Annotated in this window: 12 protein-coding genes; 3 read left to right on the top strand and 9 right to left on the bottom strand. The window is 72.7% G+C overall.

Going from position 1 to position 15342, the window contains the following annotated elements; genetic code table 11:
• Positions 1-311: 311 nt before the first annotated feature.
• The 3 genes from ACFXGN_RS30330 to ACFXGN_RS30320 all read right to left on the bottom strand — a co-directional run bounded on the left by ACFXGN_RS30330 (position 312) and on the right by ACFXGN_RS30320 (position 3496).
• Positions 312-1802: a tripartite tricarboxylate transporter permease gene (locus ACFXGN_RS30330; RefSeq protein ID WP_384865236.1), complete on the bottom strand. Its 1491-nt coding sequence runs from the start codon at positions 1800-1802 to the stop codon at positions 312-314.
• Between the two features lie 3 nt (positions 1803-1805).
• Positions 1806-2288 carry a tripartite tricarboxylate transporter TctB family protein gene (locus tag ACFXGN_RS30325; RefSeq protein WP_384865244.1) on the bottom strand — a complete coding sequence of 161 codons (483 nt, stop codon included), beginning with the start codon at positions 2286-2288 and terminating at the stop codon, positions 1806-1808.
• 224 nt (positions 2289-2512) lie between these two features.
• Positions 2513-3496, bottom strand: a complete 984-nt coding sequence (locus ACFXGN_RS30320) for a tripartite tricarboxylate transporter substrate binding protein (protein ID WP_351788896.1) — start codon at positions 3494-3496, stop codon at positions 2513-2515.
• Positions 3497-3631: 135 nt separating this feature from the next.
• On the opposite strand from ACFXGN_RS30320, the gene ACFXGN_RS30315 reads away from it, so the two are divergent.
• Together ACFXGN_RS30315 and ACFXGN_RS30310 are read left to right on the top strand one after the other, a co-directional pair.
• Entirely contained in the window at positions 3632-4300 is a 669-nt protein-coding gene (locus ACFXGN_RS30315) for a response regulator (protein WP_351788899.1), read from the top strand.
• A gap of 311 nt (positions 4301-4611) precedes the next feature.
• Positions 4612-5607 carry a lytic polysaccharide monooxygenase gene (locus ACFXGN_RS30310; protein WP_384865233.1) on the top strand — a complete coding sequence of 332 codons (996 nt, stop codon included), beginning with the start codon at positions 4612-4614 and terminating at the stop codon, positions 5605-5607.
• A 68-nt stretch (positions 5608-5675) separates the two neighbouring features.
• Here the strand turns inward: ACFXGN_RS30310 and ACFXGN_RS30305 are convergent, their stop codons facing one another.
• Positions 5676-6554 (bottom strand): esterase/lipase family protein, encoded by an 879-nt coding sequence (locus tag ACFXGN_RS30305; protein ID WP_384865231.1) that lies wholly within the window; start codon positions 6552-6554, stop codon positions 5676-5678.
• 315 nt (positions 6555-6869) lie between these two features.
• Between ACFXGN_RS30305 and ACFXGN_RS30300 the strand changes: the two genes are divergently transcribed.
• Positions 6870-7916: a DUF3533 domain-containing protein gene (locus ACFXGN_RS30300; RefSeq protein WP_384865229.1), complete on the top strand. Its 1047-nt coding sequence runs from the start codon at positions 6870-6872 to the stop codon at positions 7914-7916.
• 79 nt (positions 7917-7995) lie between these two features.
• On the opposite strand, the gene adhE is transcribed toward ACFXGN_RS30300, so the two are convergent.
• From adhE to ACFXGN_RS30275, 5 genes are all read right to left on the bottom strand, one after another.
• Entirely contained in the window at positions 7996-10590 is a 2595-nt protein-coding gene (gene adhE / locus ACFXGN_RS30295; RefSeq protein WP_384865227.1) for a bifunctional acetaldehyde-CoA/alcohol dehydrogenase, read from the bottom strand.
• Positions 10591-10745: 155 nt separating this feature from the next.
• Positions 10746-11648, bottom strand: coding sequence for a S1 family peptidase (locus tag ACFXGN_RS30290; protein WP_384865225.1), 903 nt, complete (start codon positions 11646-11648; stop codon positions 10746-10748).
• Positions 11649-11875: 227 nt separating this feature from the next.
• Complete coding sequence (locus tag ACFXGN_RS30285) at positions 11876-12700, bottom strand: DUF1684 domain-containing protein (RefSeq protein ID WP_384865223.1); 825 nt, start codon at positions 12698-12700, stop codon at positions 11876-11878.
• Positions 12701-12705: 5 nt separating this feature from the next.
• The gene (locus ACFXGN_RS30280) at positions 12706-13986 is read right to left on the bottom strand and encodes an NtaA/DmoA family FMN-dependent monooxygenase (protein WP_384865242.1); all 1281 of its coding nucleotides are present in this window, start codon (positions 13984-13986) and stop codon (positions 12706-12708) included.
• A 23-nt stretch (positions 13987-14009) separates the two neighbouring features.
• Entirely contained in the window at positions 14010-15086 is a 1077-nt protein-coding gene (locus tag ACFXGN_RS30275; protein ID WP_384865222.1) for an LLM class flavin-dependent oxidoreductase, read from the bottom strand.
• Between the last annotated feature and the right edge of the window lie 256 nt (positions 15087-15342).

Here is a 15342-nt window from a genome sequence, read left to right as displayed (position 1 = left end):
TACAAAGATTAGCCCGTGGGCGTTCCCCCGGCCGGGGGGGCCCCCTGGCCCGTACCCCCCGCGGTGCGCTTACCGGCCTTGTTTAAGGGGGGGGGCCCCCCCCCCCCCGGGGGGGGGGGGGGGGCCCACGGCTGCGGAGACGGCGAGCAGGGCGCCGGTGACGAGGACACGTCGTACGCGCATGTGCGGGGTCCCTTCGGGGGTGGGGGGTGGTGCTGCCCTCCAGGGATATCGGATCCGGCCACCAGGTGTCTGGAACTCGCCCTTTCGCGGGCGAGTTGGCCGTATCCCCCGCACATGCCGTCGTACGGTCAGCTCGCGGAGCGGCGGCCCACCGCCTTCCGCACCAGCGGCCAGGCGAGCAGCAGCACGACGACCGCGTACACGGTGATCGAGAACGGCGTGTTCACCAGGCCCGTCACGGCGCCGTCGCTGATCTGGAGCGCGCGGCGGAGTTGCTGTTCGGCGGCCGGGCCGAGGATGACCCCGATGACGGCCGGGAGCACCGGCAGCCCGTAGCGCCGCATACCGAGCCCGATCAGACCGACGACCAGCAGGATGACCAGGTCGAGGGCCTCGCCGCCGACCGCGTACGCGCCGACCGCGGCGAAGAACAGGATGCCCGCGTAGAGGTACGGACGCGGAATCCGCAGCAGCTTCGCCCAGACCGGGGCCAGCGGCAGGTTGAGCGCGAGCAGCAGCACCATGCCGACGAACAGCGAGGCGATGAGACCCCACACCAGCTCCGGCTCCCGCTCGAAGAGCAGCGGGCCCGGCTGGATGCCGTACTGCTGGAACGCGGCCAGCATCACGGCGGCGACGGCCGTCGTCGGCAGTCCGAGGGTCAGCATGGAGACGAGGGTGCCCGCCGCCGAGGCCGAGGCCGCCGCCTCCGGTCCCGCGACGCCCTCGATGGCGCCCTTGCCGAACTCCGCCTTGTGCTTCGACAGACGCTTCTCCGTGACGTACGAGAGGAACGTCGGGATCTCCGCGCCACCGGCCGGGATCGCGCCGAACGGGAAGCCGATGAGGGGACCGCGCACCCAGGACTTCCAGGTGCGCCGGACGTCGTCCTTGCCCAGCCAGGGGCGGCCGACCGGGATGGCCTCCCCGGTGGAGCGGCGCAGGTGCGCGGCGACCCACAGGGCCTCGCCGATGGCGAAGAGACCGACCGCGACGATGACGACGTCGATGCCGTCGGCGAGCTGGAGCGAGCCGAAGGTGAGGCGCTGCTGGCCCGTCATCTGGTCGAGGCCGACCAGGCCGATGGTGAGGCCGATGAGCAGGGAGGCCAGGCCACGGATGCGGGAGGAACCGAGGACCGAGGTCACCGCGATGAAGGCGAGGACCATCAGGGCCAGGTAGTCGGGGGCGCCGATGTCGACGGCGAGCGCGGCGACCGTCGGCGCGAGCACGACGAGCAGGATGGTGCCGATCATGCCACCGGCGAAGTGGCCGATGGCGGCGGCGGCGAGCGCCTGGGCGCCCCGGCCCGATTTGGCCATCGGATTGCCCTCGATGGCGGCGACGACCGCCGCGCTCTCCCCGGGGGTGTTGAGGAGGATCGAGGTGGTGGAGCCGCCGAACATGGCCCCGTAGTAGATGCCGGCGAACATGATGAACGCGCCGGTCGGGTCGAGCCCGTAGGTGACGGGGAGCAGCAGGGCCACGGCCATGGCGGGGCCGATGCCCGGGAGGACGCCGATGGCGGTGCCGAGGAGCACGCCGAGGGCGGCCCACATCAGGTTCATCGGACTCAGGGCGGTCCCGAAGCCGTCGATGAGGGAGTTGAGGGAATCCATGGGTCAGATCACTCCCATCAGCGGGCCGCCGGGCAGCGGTACGCCGAGCAGCTTGTCGAAGACGCCGTAGGCGAGGAGCGAGAGACCGGCGGCGATCAGCGGGTCACGGTGGTAGTGACGGCTGCCGAGTGCGTAGGCCGCGCCCCAGAAGAGCAGTGCTCCGGCGACGGGGAAGCCGACGGGTCCGATGAGGACGGCGAAGGCGAGGAAGGCTCCGGCGAGGAGCAGGACGGTGCGCCAGTCGGCGGGTTCGGCCAGGTCGACGTCCTCGCCCGCCTCGGCCTCGCCCCGGCCGCCGCGCAGGACGTCCACGGAGAGCAGGACGGCGACGATCAGGAGTCCGAAGCCGACGACGAGGGGGACGGTGGCGGGGCCGACGGGGCCCCTGCTCGCGAGGTCGGTGTCGAGGGTGAGGGCGTCGACGAGGACGAGGACGCCCAGGAGGAACAGGAGGACGCCGACGCCGAGTTCGGAGCGCTCGCGCAGCCAGGAACCCTTGGCGGGCGCGGCCTTCCCGCTCCCGGACCCGGAGGTCCCGGTCTCGGAGGTCCCGGTCTCGCCCTCCGTGCGGACGGGCTCGTCGCGGACGGCCTCGGTCTTCTCGTGGCCGGTCGTCGCGGGGTCGGTCTCCGCGTGGCCGTTCTCCGTGGTCGCGTTCTCCACGGCACCGCCGTTCGCGGGGTCGTTCTTCGCGGGGTCGTTCTTCGCGCTCACAGGCCCAGCTCCTTGAGGACGGAGCCGACGCGGCGGTCCTGCTCCGTGAGGAAGGCGCCGAACTCCTCGCCCGGCAGGAAGGCGTCGTTCCAGCCGTGGGTCTTCAGCGACTCCTTCCACTGCGGGGAGTCGCGCAGCTCGGTCACGAGGGTCACGAGCTTCTCGCGCTCGGCGTCGGAGAGTCCGGGCGGGGCGACGATGCCGCGCCAGTTGGTGAACTCGGTGTCGAGCCCGGCCTCGCGGAGGGTGGGGGCGTCGAGTCCGGGGACGCGCTGGGGGCCGGTGACGGCGAGGAGCCGCAGCTCCCCGGCCTTGATCTGGTCGAGGTACTCGCCGACGCCGGAGACGCCGAAGCCGACCTTGTTGCCGAGGATGGAGGCGAGGAGTTCGCCGCCGCCGTCGAAGGGGACGTAGTTGACGTCCTTCGGGGCGATCCCGGCGGCCTGCGCCATCAGCATCGGGGCGAGGTGGTCCGGGCCGCCGGGCGAGGAGCCGCCGCCGACCGGGAGCTTGCCCGGGTCCTTCTTCCAGGCGGTGAGCAGCTCCTGGATGGTCTTGTACGGGGAGTCCTTGCCGACGACGACGATGTCCTGCTCTTCGGTGAGCCGGGCGATCGGGGTGGTGTCGGCGAGGGTACGGGGGGTGGCGTTGGTGTGGACGGCGCCGACGACGCCGAGCCCCATGGACATGGCGAGGCGGCCGTTGCCCCGTTCGCCGACGAGCCGGGTGAGGCCGACGGTGCCACCCGCGCCCGGCAGGTTGAAGACCTCGATGTCGTCGGTGAGGCCCGCCTCCTCGGCGTTCTTGGCGGCGGTACGGGCGGTGATGTCGTAACCGCCGCCGGGGGTGTTGGGAACCATGAAGCGCAGACCGGGTATCCGGGTGCCGGAGTCGGAGCCACTGCCGATGCTGAGCAGTGGGGGACCCACCAGCACCAGGAGAGCGGCCCCGAGGAGGGCGAGGGGGGTGCGCAACCGCACGTGTGCCGCCTCTCAGGTAGAAGGGGAAGGGGGGTGTGAGGTGGCCCACATGTTGCCTGCGCGTTAAGAAGCTGTCTCTCTTCCGCAACCAACGGACGTTGTGGTCGTTGTGGTCGCGATCTAGCGTGGGTCGGTGTGACGAACGTGCTGGTGGTGGACGACGACTTCATGGTCGCCAAGCTGCACTGCCGCTATGTGTCGGTGGTGCCCGGTTTCAGAGTGGCGGGGGTGGCGCACAGCGGGGCGGAGGCGCTGCGCGCGGCGGAGCGGCTGCGGCCCGATCTGGTGCTGCTCGACGTCTTCCTGCCCGACATGGACGGCATCCGGGTGCTGCGGGAGATGCGGGCCGCGGGTCTGGCCACGGACGCGCTGTTCATCACGGCGGCGCGGGACGTGGGCACGATCCGCGAGGCGCTGCGGGCGGGGGCGCTGCACTATCTGATCAAGCCGTTCAACCAGGCGGCGCTGCACGAGCAGCTGCGGCACGTGGCCTCGCTCCGCAACCGCCTCGACGAGCTCGACGAGGCGCGCCAGGAGGACGTGGACCAGATCTTCGGCACCCGGCCGCGCGGCTCCCGGGAGCTGCCGAAGGGGCTGGCCGCCCACACGGCCGACCTGGTCGACTCGATCCTCCGCGCCCATCCGGCGGGCCTCTCGGCCACGGAGTGCGCGGAGGCGGGTTCCCTCTCCCGGGTCTCCGCCCGCCGCTACCTGGAGTACTTCGCGCAGACGGGCCGGGCGGAGATCACCCTGCGCTACGGCGGCACGGGCCGCCCGGAACGCCGGTACCGACGCCTGGGGTGAGCCCCGCTCCCGGCACCGTGACCCCGGGAGCGGCGAGGGTCGGCACGGCGGGGTGGGTCGGCGGGGCGGGGTGGGTCGGTGGGGCGGGGTGGGTCGGTGGGGCGGGGTGGGGCGCGGCCGGACCGGTGGGCCCCACCCCGTGCTCCGCGCGCGGGGCCCTCGGGCGGTCCTTCCCTCAGTCCGGTCTTACCTGTGCCTTAAAGCGGCCCTAAGGATCTCCTTCCGCCCCGTTCCCGGGGCTCTTTCGCATGGCCGGAGGGCTAGCTTGCTGGTCAACCCCCATGTCGTCCCTGTGAAGGAGCTGTCCCCCCATGACCTCTCGCCGTACCTCCGCCGCCGCCACCACGGTCGCGGTGCTCGCCCTGGCCGGGCTCTCGTCCGGGCCCGCGTCCGCGCACGGGTCGATGACCGATCCGGTGAGCCGGGTGTCGGCCTGCTACGCGGAGGGGCCCGAGTCCCCGAAGTCGGCGGCGTGCAAGGCGGCGGTGGCGGCCGGCGGACCCCAGGCTCTTTACGACTGGAACGGGGTGAACATCGCGAACGCCGCCGGCAAGCACCGGGAGCTGATCGCGGACGGCAAGCTGTGCAGCGCCGGGAACGACAAGTACCGGGGGCTCGACCTGGCGCGGGCCGACTGGCCCGCCAGCCCGCTGACCGCCGGGGCCCACACCTTCCGCTACAAGGGCACGGCGCCGCACCGGGGTTCGTTCGCGCTGTACGTGACGAAGGACGGGTACGACCCGTCGAAGCCGCTGAAGTGGTCGGACCTGGAGGCGAAGCCGTTCGCGACGGTGACGGACCCCCGGATGGAGAGCGGTGACTACGTCTTCCGGGGGACGGTGCCGAAGAAGTCCGGACGGCACCTGATCTACTCGGTCTGGCAGCGCTCGGACTCCCCCGAGGCGTTCTACACCTGCTCGGACGTCGTGTTCGGGAAGGACGGCGGCGGTACGGCCCCGGCGCCGACCGCCTCCGCGCCCACCGACGAGCAGATCGAGGAAGGCCAGGGCCAGTCCACGGTCGAGCACGGCGGGCACGGGGACGACGACGCGGCGACGGGCGCGGGCGCGACCGCCGCCGCGCCCACCCCGCAGCGGACCGTTCCGGCGGACGGGCAGGGCGACGGTCCGGCCACGTCCGCGCCCGACGCCCCGGCGCCCGCGGCCGGTTCGGGCACGGGTTCCGGCGAGCTGCTCGCCGAGACGGGCGGCGAGGCCACCACCGCGTACCTGGCGGTGGGCGGCGCCGCCGTCCTGGCGGCCGGGGCGGCCCTGCTCTTCGCCGCCGCCCGCCGCCGCCGTTCGTAGCGGGTCGCGACCGGCCGCGACCGTTCGTAGCGGTCGCGGCCGTTCGGAGCGGGTCGCCGCCGGTCGTCCTAGCCGACCACGGACAGGCAGGTCGTCGGCGTCGCGCGGGCCGGGTCGAGGGCGTTGGCCACCTCGTGGAAGGCGACCCGGTCCACCGTGCCGATGGCCACGTGCTCGGAGAGGTCGAGCGCGCACTTGTCCTGGATGAGGACGTTGGTGACGTTCGGGCCGGTCAGGAACTGTGAGCGGTAGGGCGTGACGACCTCGTCGTACCGGGTGGCGATGACGTGGTAGCGGACGCCGGGGACGGTGTCCCCGCCCTCGTTGAGCCGGGTGAGGAACGGCGAGCCCGCGATCTGGTCGGCGAGGCCCGGCGTGGCGGAGCTGATCAGGTCCTTCGCGCCGGGGAAGTACGGGAGCAGTCCGGTGAGGCCGAGCAGGGTGGTGCCGTGGTTGTCGGGCGCGATGCCGACGAGGGCGTTCACCTTCTCGGCCCCGCCGAGGAACTTGAGGTACCAGCGGGGCATCATCCCGCCCTGGGAGTGTCCGACGAGGTCGGCCTCGGGGGCGCCGGTGGCGGCGAGGACCCGGTCGACGTACGTCTTGAGCTGCCCCGCGGACGCGGAGAGGGGCCCGAGTCCGTTGAACAGGGGCACGCCCGGCAGCTGGCCGTAGTCGAGCGAGAAGACGCAGTAGCCCCGGTCGACCAGGTAGGGCGCGAGGCCCAGCCAGTTGTCGACGGAGTTGCCGAAGGTGCCGTGGACGAGGACGACCGGGCGCGGATGGGCGGCGGACGGCTTGCAGGAGAAGTCGTTCCAGCCCCGGGTGGTGGTCACGGCCGTGGACTGGGCGGAGGCGGCGGCGGTCGGCGCGAGCGTGGCGGCGGCGGTCAGGAGCAGGACGGACAGCGCTCTGACGGCCTGCTTCCAGGGGGTACGGGACAGCATCGGGCGTTCTCCTTGCGGCTCAAGGGGATGGTGGGGGTACGCCCTGCGGTCCGGACCACAAGTGGGGATGCGCGGTGGGGCCGCGCTCCCGCCAAGCTACGCACCGGTAGCCTCGACCGGAAGTTACGTGTCGGTAAAAAATGACGTGTCGTCATGAACGATCAGCGCGAGGCCCGTTGGAATCGCCGCCGGGGCGGGCGCACGGGAGTCCCGCCGGGGCGGGCCCGTCCCCGGGTCTCCCCGCCCGTCCCTCGGCTCACCCGTTCGGGCCCGTCCCGACTGCGGGAGGGGGTGGCGGGGCGGAGCCTGGGGGGCATGAGTCTCGTCGATGAGCTGAGAAGCGCCGTCACTCCCCGAGCCGCCCTCCTGGTGATCGGCGTCTTCGCCCTCCAGTTGCTGTTCATCACCTCCTACGTCGGGGCGCTGCACCACCCGAAGCCGAGGGACGTGCCCTTCGGCGTGGTCGCGCCGCAGGCGGTCTCCGCGCGGCTCGTCGAGCAGTTGGACGGGCTGCCCCGCGGACCGCTCGACGCCCGCGCGGTCGCCGACGAGGCCACCGCGCGGGACCAGATCCTGAACCGGGAGATCGACGGCGCGCTGCTCTTCGACCCCGTCGGCCGTACCGACACCCTGCTCGTCGCCTCCGGCGGCGGTACGGCGCTGTCCACGGCCCTGGACAGGATCGTCACCGGGGCGGAGGACCTGCGGCACCGCTCGGTGCTGACGGTGGACGTGGCGCCCGCCTCCCGGGAGGACTTCAACGGGCTCTCGTCCTTCTACCTGGTCGTCGGCTGGTGCGTCGGCGGCTACATCTGTGCCGCGATCCTGGCGATCAGCGCGGGTTCCCGGGCCGCGAACCGGGAGCGGGCGGTCATCCGCCTCGGGGTGCTCGCGCTCTACTCGGTGCTCGGCGGGCTCGGTGGCGCGCTCATCGTCGGTCCGGTCCTGGGCGCCCTGCCCGGCAGCGTCGCCGCCCTGTGGGGCCTGGGGACCCTGGTGGTCTTCTCCGTCGGCGCGGCCACGCTCGCCCTGCAGTCGGTCTTCGGGATCGTCGGCATCGGCCTGGCGATCCTGATCGTGGTGGTCGCGGGCAATCCCAGCGCGGGCGGCGCCTTCCCGCTGCCGATGCTGCCGCCGTTCTGGAGCGCGATCGGGCCCGCCCTGCCACCGGGCGCGGGCACCTGGGCGGCGCGCTCGATCGCGTACTTCAAGGGCAACGACATGACCTCGTCGATGCTGGTGCTCTCGGCCTGGGCGGTGGTCGGCACGGTGGTGACGCTGGTGGTGACCTCCGTGAAGCACCCGCCGGAGCCGGAGGCCATCGCGGACGAGGTGGCCGACCCGGGCGGGGCGCGGCCCTGATCCCCTCCCCCTCACGGTCCCGCGCACGGCGGAGGGCCCCCGGTGCTCGTCAGCGCCGGGGGCCCTTCGCCACGGGGTCCTACTCGCCGTAGTACGCCCGGGTCATCAGTTCCTTCATGTCGTCGATCATCGGCATCCGCGGGTTGGCGGGCGCGCACTGGTCGGCGTAGGCGTTGACCGCCTGCTGGGGCAGGGCCGCCAGGAAGGCCGCCTCGTCGACGCCCTCCTCCTGGAAGGACGCGGGGATGCCGCAGCGGGCCCGGAGGTCCTCCACCGCGCGGGCGTAGGACTCCACGCCCTCCTCCGGCGTCGCGGCCGGGAGGCCCAGCATCCGGGCGATCTCCTGGAACCGCTCGGGCGCCCGGTAGACCTCGGCCTTCGGCCACGGCACGGCCTTGTGGGTGACGGTGCCGTTGTGGCGGATCACGTGCGGGAGCAGCAGCGCGTTGGTGCGGCCGTGGGCGACGTGGAAGGTGTTGCCGAGGGTGTGGGCCATGGCGTGGACCAGGCCGAGGAAGGCGTTGGCGAAGGCCATGCCCGCGATGGTGGAGGCGTTGTGCATCTTCTCGCGGGCCTCGGGCGCCTTGGCGCCCTCCGTCACGCAGGTCTCCAGGTTCTGGAAGATCAGCTTGATGGCCTGGAGGCACTGGCCGTCGGTGAAGTCGTTCGCGTAGGCGGAGACGTACGCCTCGGTGGCGTGGGTCAGGGCGTCGAAGCCGGAGTCGGCGGTGACCGTGGGCGGGAGGTTCATCGGCAGCACCGGGTCGACGATGGCGACGTCGGGGGTGAGCGCGTAGTCCGCGAGCGGGTACTTCTGCGCTGCGGCCGGGTCGGAGATCACCGCGAAGGGGGTGACCTCGCTGCCGGTGCCCGAGGTGGTCGGGATCGCGACCAGCTTGGCCTTCTCGCCGAGCTTCGGGAAGCGGTAGGCGCGCTTGCGGATGTCGAAGAACTTCTCCTTGGTGTCCGCGAACTCGACCTCGGGCCGCTCGTACATCAGCCACATGATCTTCGCCGCGTCCATCGGGGAGCCGCCGCCCAGGGCGATGACGGTGTCCGGGCCGAACGCGCGCATGGCGGCGGCTCCGGCCTGGACGGTGGCGAGCTCCGGGTTGGGCTCGACGGAGTCGATGACCTGGATGGTGACCGGCTCCTCGCGTCCGTTGAGGATGTCGGTGATCTTCTGGACGAAGCCGATGGCGCTCATCGTCCGGTCGGTGACGATCGTGACCCGGTGGATGTCCTCCATCTCGCCGAGGTAGCGGATCGCGTTGCGCTCGAAGTAGATCTTCGGCGGCACCTTGTACCACTGCATGTTGTTGTTGCGCCGTCCGATCCGCTTGACGTTGATCAGGTTGACCGCGGTCACGTTGTTCGACACGGAGTTGTGTCCGTACGAGCCGCAGCCGAGCGTGAGCGAGGGGAGGAAGGAGTTGTAGACGTCGCCGATGCCGCCGAAGGTGGAGGGCGCGTTGACGATGACGCGGATCGCCTTGACCCGCTTGCCGAACTCCTCGGCCAGTTCCTCGTCCTCGGTGTGGATGGCGGCGCTGTGGCCGAGGCCGTGGAACTCGACCATGCGGGCGGAGAGTTCGAGGCCGTGCTCGGTGGAGTCGGCCTTGAGGGCGGCCAGGATCGGGGAGAGCTTCTCGCGGGTGAGCGGCTCGCTCTCGCCGACCTCAGCGCACTCGGCGAGGAGGATCGAGGTGCCCTCGGGGACCTCGAAGCCCGCCTGCTCGGCGATCCACCGGGGGGACTTGCCGACGACGGCCGCGTTGAGCTTGGCGCCCGCGCAGTCGGTGGCGTGGGCGGTGGTGCCGAAGACGTACTCCTCCAGCTTGGTCTTCTCCGCGGCGCTGACGACGTGCGCGCCGAGCCGTTCGAATTCGGCGATGCCCTCCTCGTACACCTCCCGGTCGAGGACGACGGCCTGCTCGGAGGCGCAGATCATGCCGTTGTCGAAGGCCTTGGAGAGCACGATGTCGTGGATCGCGCGCTGGAGCTTGGCGCTGCGGGTGACGTAGGCGGGGACGTTGCCCGCGCCGACGCCGAGGGCGGGCTTGCCGCACGAGTAGGCGGCCCTGACCATCGCGTTCCCGCCGGTGGCGAGGATGGTGGAGACGCCCTCGTGGTTCATCAGGAGGCCGGTGGCCTCCATGGAGGGCTCCTCGATCCACTGCACGCAGCCCTCGGGGGCGCCCGCGGCGACGGCGGCGTCCCGGACGATCCGGGCGGCCTCGGCGGAGCAGTGCTGGGCGGAGGGGTGGAAGGCGAAGACGATCGGGTTGCGGGTCTTGAGGGCGATGAGCGCCTTGAAGATCGTGGTCGAGGTGGGGTTGGTGACCGGGGTCATCGCGCAGACGACGCCGACGGGCTCGGCGATCTCGGTGATGCCGTTCAGTTCGTCGCGGCGGATGACTCCGGCGGTCTTCAGGCCGGCCATCGAGTGGGTGACGTGCTCGCAGGCGAACAGGTTCTTGACGGCCTTGTCCTCGAACAGGCCCCGGCCGGTCTCCTCGACGGCGAGCTTCGCCAGGTCGCCGTGCGCGCTCAGCGCGGCGAGCGAGGCCTTCTTGACGATGTGGTCGACCTGCTCCTGGTCGAAGGTCTCGAACCGGCCGAGCGCCCCGAGGGCGTCCCGTACCAGTCCGTCCACCATCTCCTTGGCCTCCATGGCAGGTACTCCTTCTTCGGTCCCTTTTCGCTGATGTCTCCATTCGACACCCGTTGACCTGCGAAAAGGGGCGGAAAAGGGCCCGTGGGGAGGGGCCGGAAGTCCCTTTGTGAAAGGATTCACAAAGGCTTCCCGGCCCCCGTTCACCCCTTCTGTCAGAAGACGCTGACCCCGTAGGCGCTCAGCGCCTCCGTCACGGGCTGGAAGTACGTCGTGCCGCCCGTGGAGCAGTTGCCGCTGCCGCCCGAGGTGAGGCCGACGGCCCGGCTGCCCGAGTAGAGCGGACCGCCGGAGTCGCCGGGCTCGGCGCAGACGTTCGTACGGATCAGACCGGAGACGATGTCGCCGCCGCCGTAGTTCACGGTGGCGTTGAGACCGGTCACCGAGCCGCTGTGGATGCCGGTGGTGGAGCCCCGGCGGGTGACGGACAGGCCCACCGTGGCGTTGACGGCACTGGTGATGTCCACGCTGCCGACCGATCCGGACTTGACGATCGACGCGTTGGTGTAGCGCACCAGACCGTAGTCGTCACCGGGGAAGCTCGATCCGGCGGTGGTCCCGAGCACGGTGGCGCGGGAGGAGTCGGCGTACCAGCTCCCGGCGCCGTCGGTGCAGTGCCCGGCGGTCAGGAAGAAGTAGTTCCCCGCGCCGTCGCGGACGTTGAAGCCCAGCGAACAGCGCCAGCTGTCGGCGTAGGTCGCGTCGCCGCCGGAGATCAGCTTGCTGAGCTTGCCGGGGGTCCGCTCGACGCGGAGGGCGTCCGCGTTCGCCCCGGCGCGGCCCTTGATCCTCGCTATCTCCGCCGGGGTGACGGTGGAGTCGGCGGTGACCACCAGCCGGTCGGTGGCGGTGTCGACGTACCAGGCGGTGCCCGGCACGTCGGCGGCGCGGACGGCGTCACCGGTGGCGGCGAGCGCGGCGGCGCCGAAGGTACGGGGGCCGGTGTCCGCCGTGCCCGCGCTCGCGGTGGGGACGGCGAGTGCCGCGACGGCGGCGAGACCCGCCGTGACGGCGAGCAGCCGGATCGTTCTCGTGGGGGTGGTGCGCGTGGTCCTCACTTTTCGTTCCTCCCGAGGGGAATCGGGGGCCCGCCGTGGGGAGGTCGGGCCCGTGAGGCGCGGCCAGGGGCCTGCGCTGTGGGGGAGTGTCGACGCGCACGACTTCACGTCGCAAGGGCGCATTCCAGCCGTGGACTTCTCAACTACCGCCGTTCACAACGGTGTTGGGGACGCAAGAAACCGACCGGGAGGAGATCCCTCCCGGTCGGCACCCGGCCGGTTCGCGGTCAGCCGGTGAGCTGTCGCCGCTCCCCCGCCGCGACGGCGGTGTCGAGCGTGTTCCCGGGCGGCGGGAACGGGCAGATGAAGTGCTCCGCGAAGGCGCACGGCGGCAGCAGCGCGCGGTTGAGGTCCACCGTCACCGAGCCGTCCGCCGCCGGAGCCGCCGGGCGCAGGAACCGGAAGCGGTAGCTGTCCCGGCCGCTGGTGGCGTCCGCGAAGACCGCCCACAGCGAGCCGTCCTCCTCGACGGCCACCTGAAAGCTGTGCTCACCGCCGTTCAGCTCGAAGACCAGCTCCCCGGCGAGCCCGAGACCGCGCTCGCGCCCGTCGGCGTTCTCCACCCGTACGCTGCGCTCCGCCCCGTACGGACGGTAGACGCCGGGCACCACCCAGCGCTCGTCGTACGGGGTGGCCTCGATGCCCCGGAAGGCGCTCCGGGCCCCGGAGCCGGGGTCGAAGTCGCGTACCGCCCACAGTCCCTCGCGGCGCAGCACCACGAGCCGCCTGCCGCCGGTGGCGACCCGCGAGGCGTGCACCGGGCCGTGGTCGGCGGTCAGCCGGACCGTGCCGGTGAGGGGCTTGCCGTCGACGGTGATCCCGTCCTCGGCGCGGGCGCTGAGGAGCACCTCGCCGCCGTCCTCCCGCCACTCCCCCGGAACGGCCGGAACTCGCCCCTCCGGGAAGTCCGAGAGCCAGTAGGTGCCGGTGAGGGAGAGCGGACCGTACGAGGAGGAGACCGCGGCCTCCCGCCGCTCGTGCCAGTGCCGCCACCGCTCCGCCGCGTCCGGCGGTGTCTCCGGCGCCGGGTCCCGCTGTCGATCCGTGCTCATGGTGCTCAACCTTTCCATACGGGCTCGGGAAGCCCGAGGTGCGACCGCAGCGTGGTGCCGGAGTACTCCGTACGGAAGACCCCGCGCTCCTGGAGCAGCGGGACGACCCGGTCGACGAAGCCGTCGAGGCCGCCGGGGGTGAGGTGGGGGACGAGGATGAAGCCGTCGGCGGCTTCCGCCGCGACGAACTCCGTCAGGGCCGCGGCGACCGTCTCCGGGCTGCCGACGAAGGACTGCCTGCCGGACGCCTCGATGACGGTCTGCCGGATCGACAGGCCCTTGGCCTCGGAGAGCGCCCGCCACTTCCGGGCCACCGCCACCGGGTCGGCGACCCGCACCCGGCCCTGGACCAGCGCGGAGTCGGGATCGGGGTCGATGTCGGGGAGCGGCCCGTCCGGGTCGAGGGCGGAGAGGTCGCGGCCCCAGATCTGTTCCAGGGCGAGGAGGGCGTTCTGCGGGGAGACCTGCCGGAGCCGGATCTCGGCGGCGTGCTCCTGTGCCTCGGCGTCGGTGTCGCCGAGGACGTACGTCACGCCCGGCATGATCTTCAGATCGTCGGGCTCCCTCCCGTACCGGGCGAGCCGTCCCTTGACGTCGGCGTAGAACTCCCGGCCCGCCTCCAGGGTGGAGTGCCGGGTGAAGACCACGTCGGCGGCGGACGCGGCGAACTCCCGTCCCTCGGCGGAGTCCCCCGCCTGGATGACGACCGGGTGGCCCTGCGGGGAGCGCGGGACGGTGAACTCCCCCTCGATCCCGAACTGCGGGCCGTCGTGCGCGAAGGCGCGCGGGGTCCCGTCCGGGGACCAGGAGTCCCACAGCTCACGGGCGGTGGCGAGGAACTCGGCGGCCCTGGTGTACCGGTCGGCCCGGTCCAGGAAGCCGCCGCGCCGGAAGTTCTCCCCGGTGAAGGCGTCCGAGGAGGTGACGACGTTCCAGGCGGCCCGGCCCGCGCTGAGGTGGTCGAGCGAGGCGAACCTGCGGGCCAGCTCGAAGGGTTCGTTGAAGGTGGCGTTGACCGTGCCGGCCAGGCCGAGGCGTTCGGTGACGGCGGCGAGCGCGGTCAGCACGGTGAGCGACTCGGGGCGGCCGACGACGTCGAGGTCGTGGACGCGCCCGTTGTGCTCGCGCAGCCGCAGCCCCTCCGCCAGGAAGAAGAAGTCGAAGAGCCCGCGCTCGGCGGTCCTGGCCAGGTGCGCGAAGGAGGAGAAGTCGATCTGCGAGCCGGAGCGCGGATCGGCCCAGACGGTGGTGGAGTTGACGCCGGGGAAGTGCGCGGCGAGGTGGATCCGCCTGCGGCCGTCGGTGGTGCTCACGGGGTCGCTCCCGTCGTCGTGTACTGGCTGACCGGGCGGGGCAGCCCCAGGTGGTCGCGGAGGGTGGCGCCCTCGTGGGCGGTACGGAAGAGGCCCCGGGCCCTGAGCCGGGTCACCGTCTCGCCGGTGAACCGCGCGAGGTCCCGTTCGGGGACCTCCGGCACGAGGTGGAAGCCGTCGATCGCGCCGCCGCCGTGCCAGTCCGCGATCAGTTCGGCGAGCGCGCCGGGCCCGCCCCCGTGGGTGTCGGGGCCGACGGTGGCCGAGAGCAGGACGCGCAGCCGGTCCGGGTCACGGCCGTGGGCGCGGGCGCCCTGCCGCAGTTCGGTGCGCAGGGCCGCCGCCTCCTCGGCGGACGTGGCCCTGATCAGGGCCACGTCGGCGTGCTGGGCGGCGGTGTCCCGGGCGGCGGGGCGGGTGGCGTCGACGACGGTCACCGGGTTGCCCTGCGGGGGCCGGGGGACGATCGAGGGGCCCTTGACGGAGAAGGCCGAGCCTTGGAAGTCCACGTGGTGCAGCTTGCGGCGGTCGACGAACCGGCCGGTCGCCACGTCCCGGATCTCGGCGTCGTCCTCCCAGCTGTCCCAGAGCTTCCGGGAGACCTCGGCGACCTCACCGGCCTCCTGCCACAGTTCGGCGGCGGGCGGGGCGGGGCGGCGCCCGAAGAGCCGGGCCTCGGTCCCGGTCGGGGAGACCGCGATCCGCCAGCCCGCCCGGCCCCGGCTCACCCAGTCGAGGGTGGCGACGGCCGCCTGGACGTGGAAGGGCTCGGTGTGGGTGGTGGTCACGGTCGGTACCAGGCCGATGGAACGGGTCTCCGGGGCGACCCGGGCGAGGACGGCAAGCGCGTCGAGACCGGGCCGGGCGAAGGAGTCGTCATGGGTGAGGAAGTCGAGCGCGGCGGCCTCCGCGAGCCGGGCGAGCGCGACGGTCCGGGCGGCGGCCGTCGCCGCACCGGCGGCGGCGGACGCGGCGGAGGTCCCGGCGGCCGGGGTGAGTTCGGCGGCGAGGTGCAGCGGCCGGACACGGGGCCCCGGACCGGGCGGGGAAGCGGGACGAGGTGCTGTGGTCATGCGGTCTCTCTCGGTACGGGGCCCTGGGGGCGGGCGGCCCGGGGGTGGATGCGGGGCCCGAGGGCCGGGGCCCGGGGATGGGCGGGCCGGGACCCGAGGCCTGAGGCCTGAGGCCTGAGGGCAGGGCCCGGGACCCAAGGCCCGAGGCCCGAGGGTGGGGCCCTGAGCCCGGGGCCCGAGGCCCGAGGCCCGAGGTGCGAGGACAGGGCCCGGGTCCCAAGGGTCTGAGGGCCCGAGGCCCGAGGACAGGGCCCGG

The organism is Streptomyces sp. NPDC059247 (assembly GCF_042754005.1).
Lineage (GTDB): Bacteria > Actinomycetota > Actinomycetes > Streptomycetales > Streptomycetaceae > Streptomyces.
The sequence above is the reverse complement of the archived record's forward strand: the minus strand, read 5'-3'. Positions and strand labels throughout refer to the sequence as shown.

Excerpts from the sequence above, each read along its gene's own strand:
- ACFXGN_RS30275 (WP_384865222.1), bottom strand. The coding sequence starts at position 15,086 with ATGACCACAGCACCTCGTCCCGCTTCCCCGCCCGGTCCGGGGCCCCGT.
- ACFXGN_RS30310 (WP_384865233.1), top strand. The coding sequence starts at position 4,612 with ATGACCTCTCGCCGTACCTCCGCCGCCGCCACCACGGTCGCGGTGCTC.
- ACFXGN_RS30300 (WP_384865229.1), top strand. The coding sequence starts at position 6,870 with ATGAGTCTCGTCGATGAGCTGAGAAGCGCCGTCACTCCCCGAGCCGCC.
- adhE (WP_384865227.1), bottom strand. The coding sequence starts at position 10,590 with ATGGAGGCCAAGGAGATGGTGGACGGACTGGTACGGGACGCCCTCGGG.
- ACFXGN_RS30285 (WP_384865223.1), bottom strand. The coding sequence starts at position 12,700 with ATGAGCACGGATCGACAGCGGGACCCGGCGCCGGAGACACCGCCGGAC.
- ACFXGN_RS30330 (WP_384865236.1), bottom strand. The coding sequence starts at position 1,802 with ATGGATTCCCTCAACTCCCTCATCGACGGCTTCGGGACCGCCCTGAGT.
- ACFXGN_RS30305 (WP_384865231.1), bottom strand. The coding sequence starts at position 6,554 with ATGCTGTCCCGTACCCCCTGGAAGCAGGCCGTCAGAGCGCTGTCCGTC.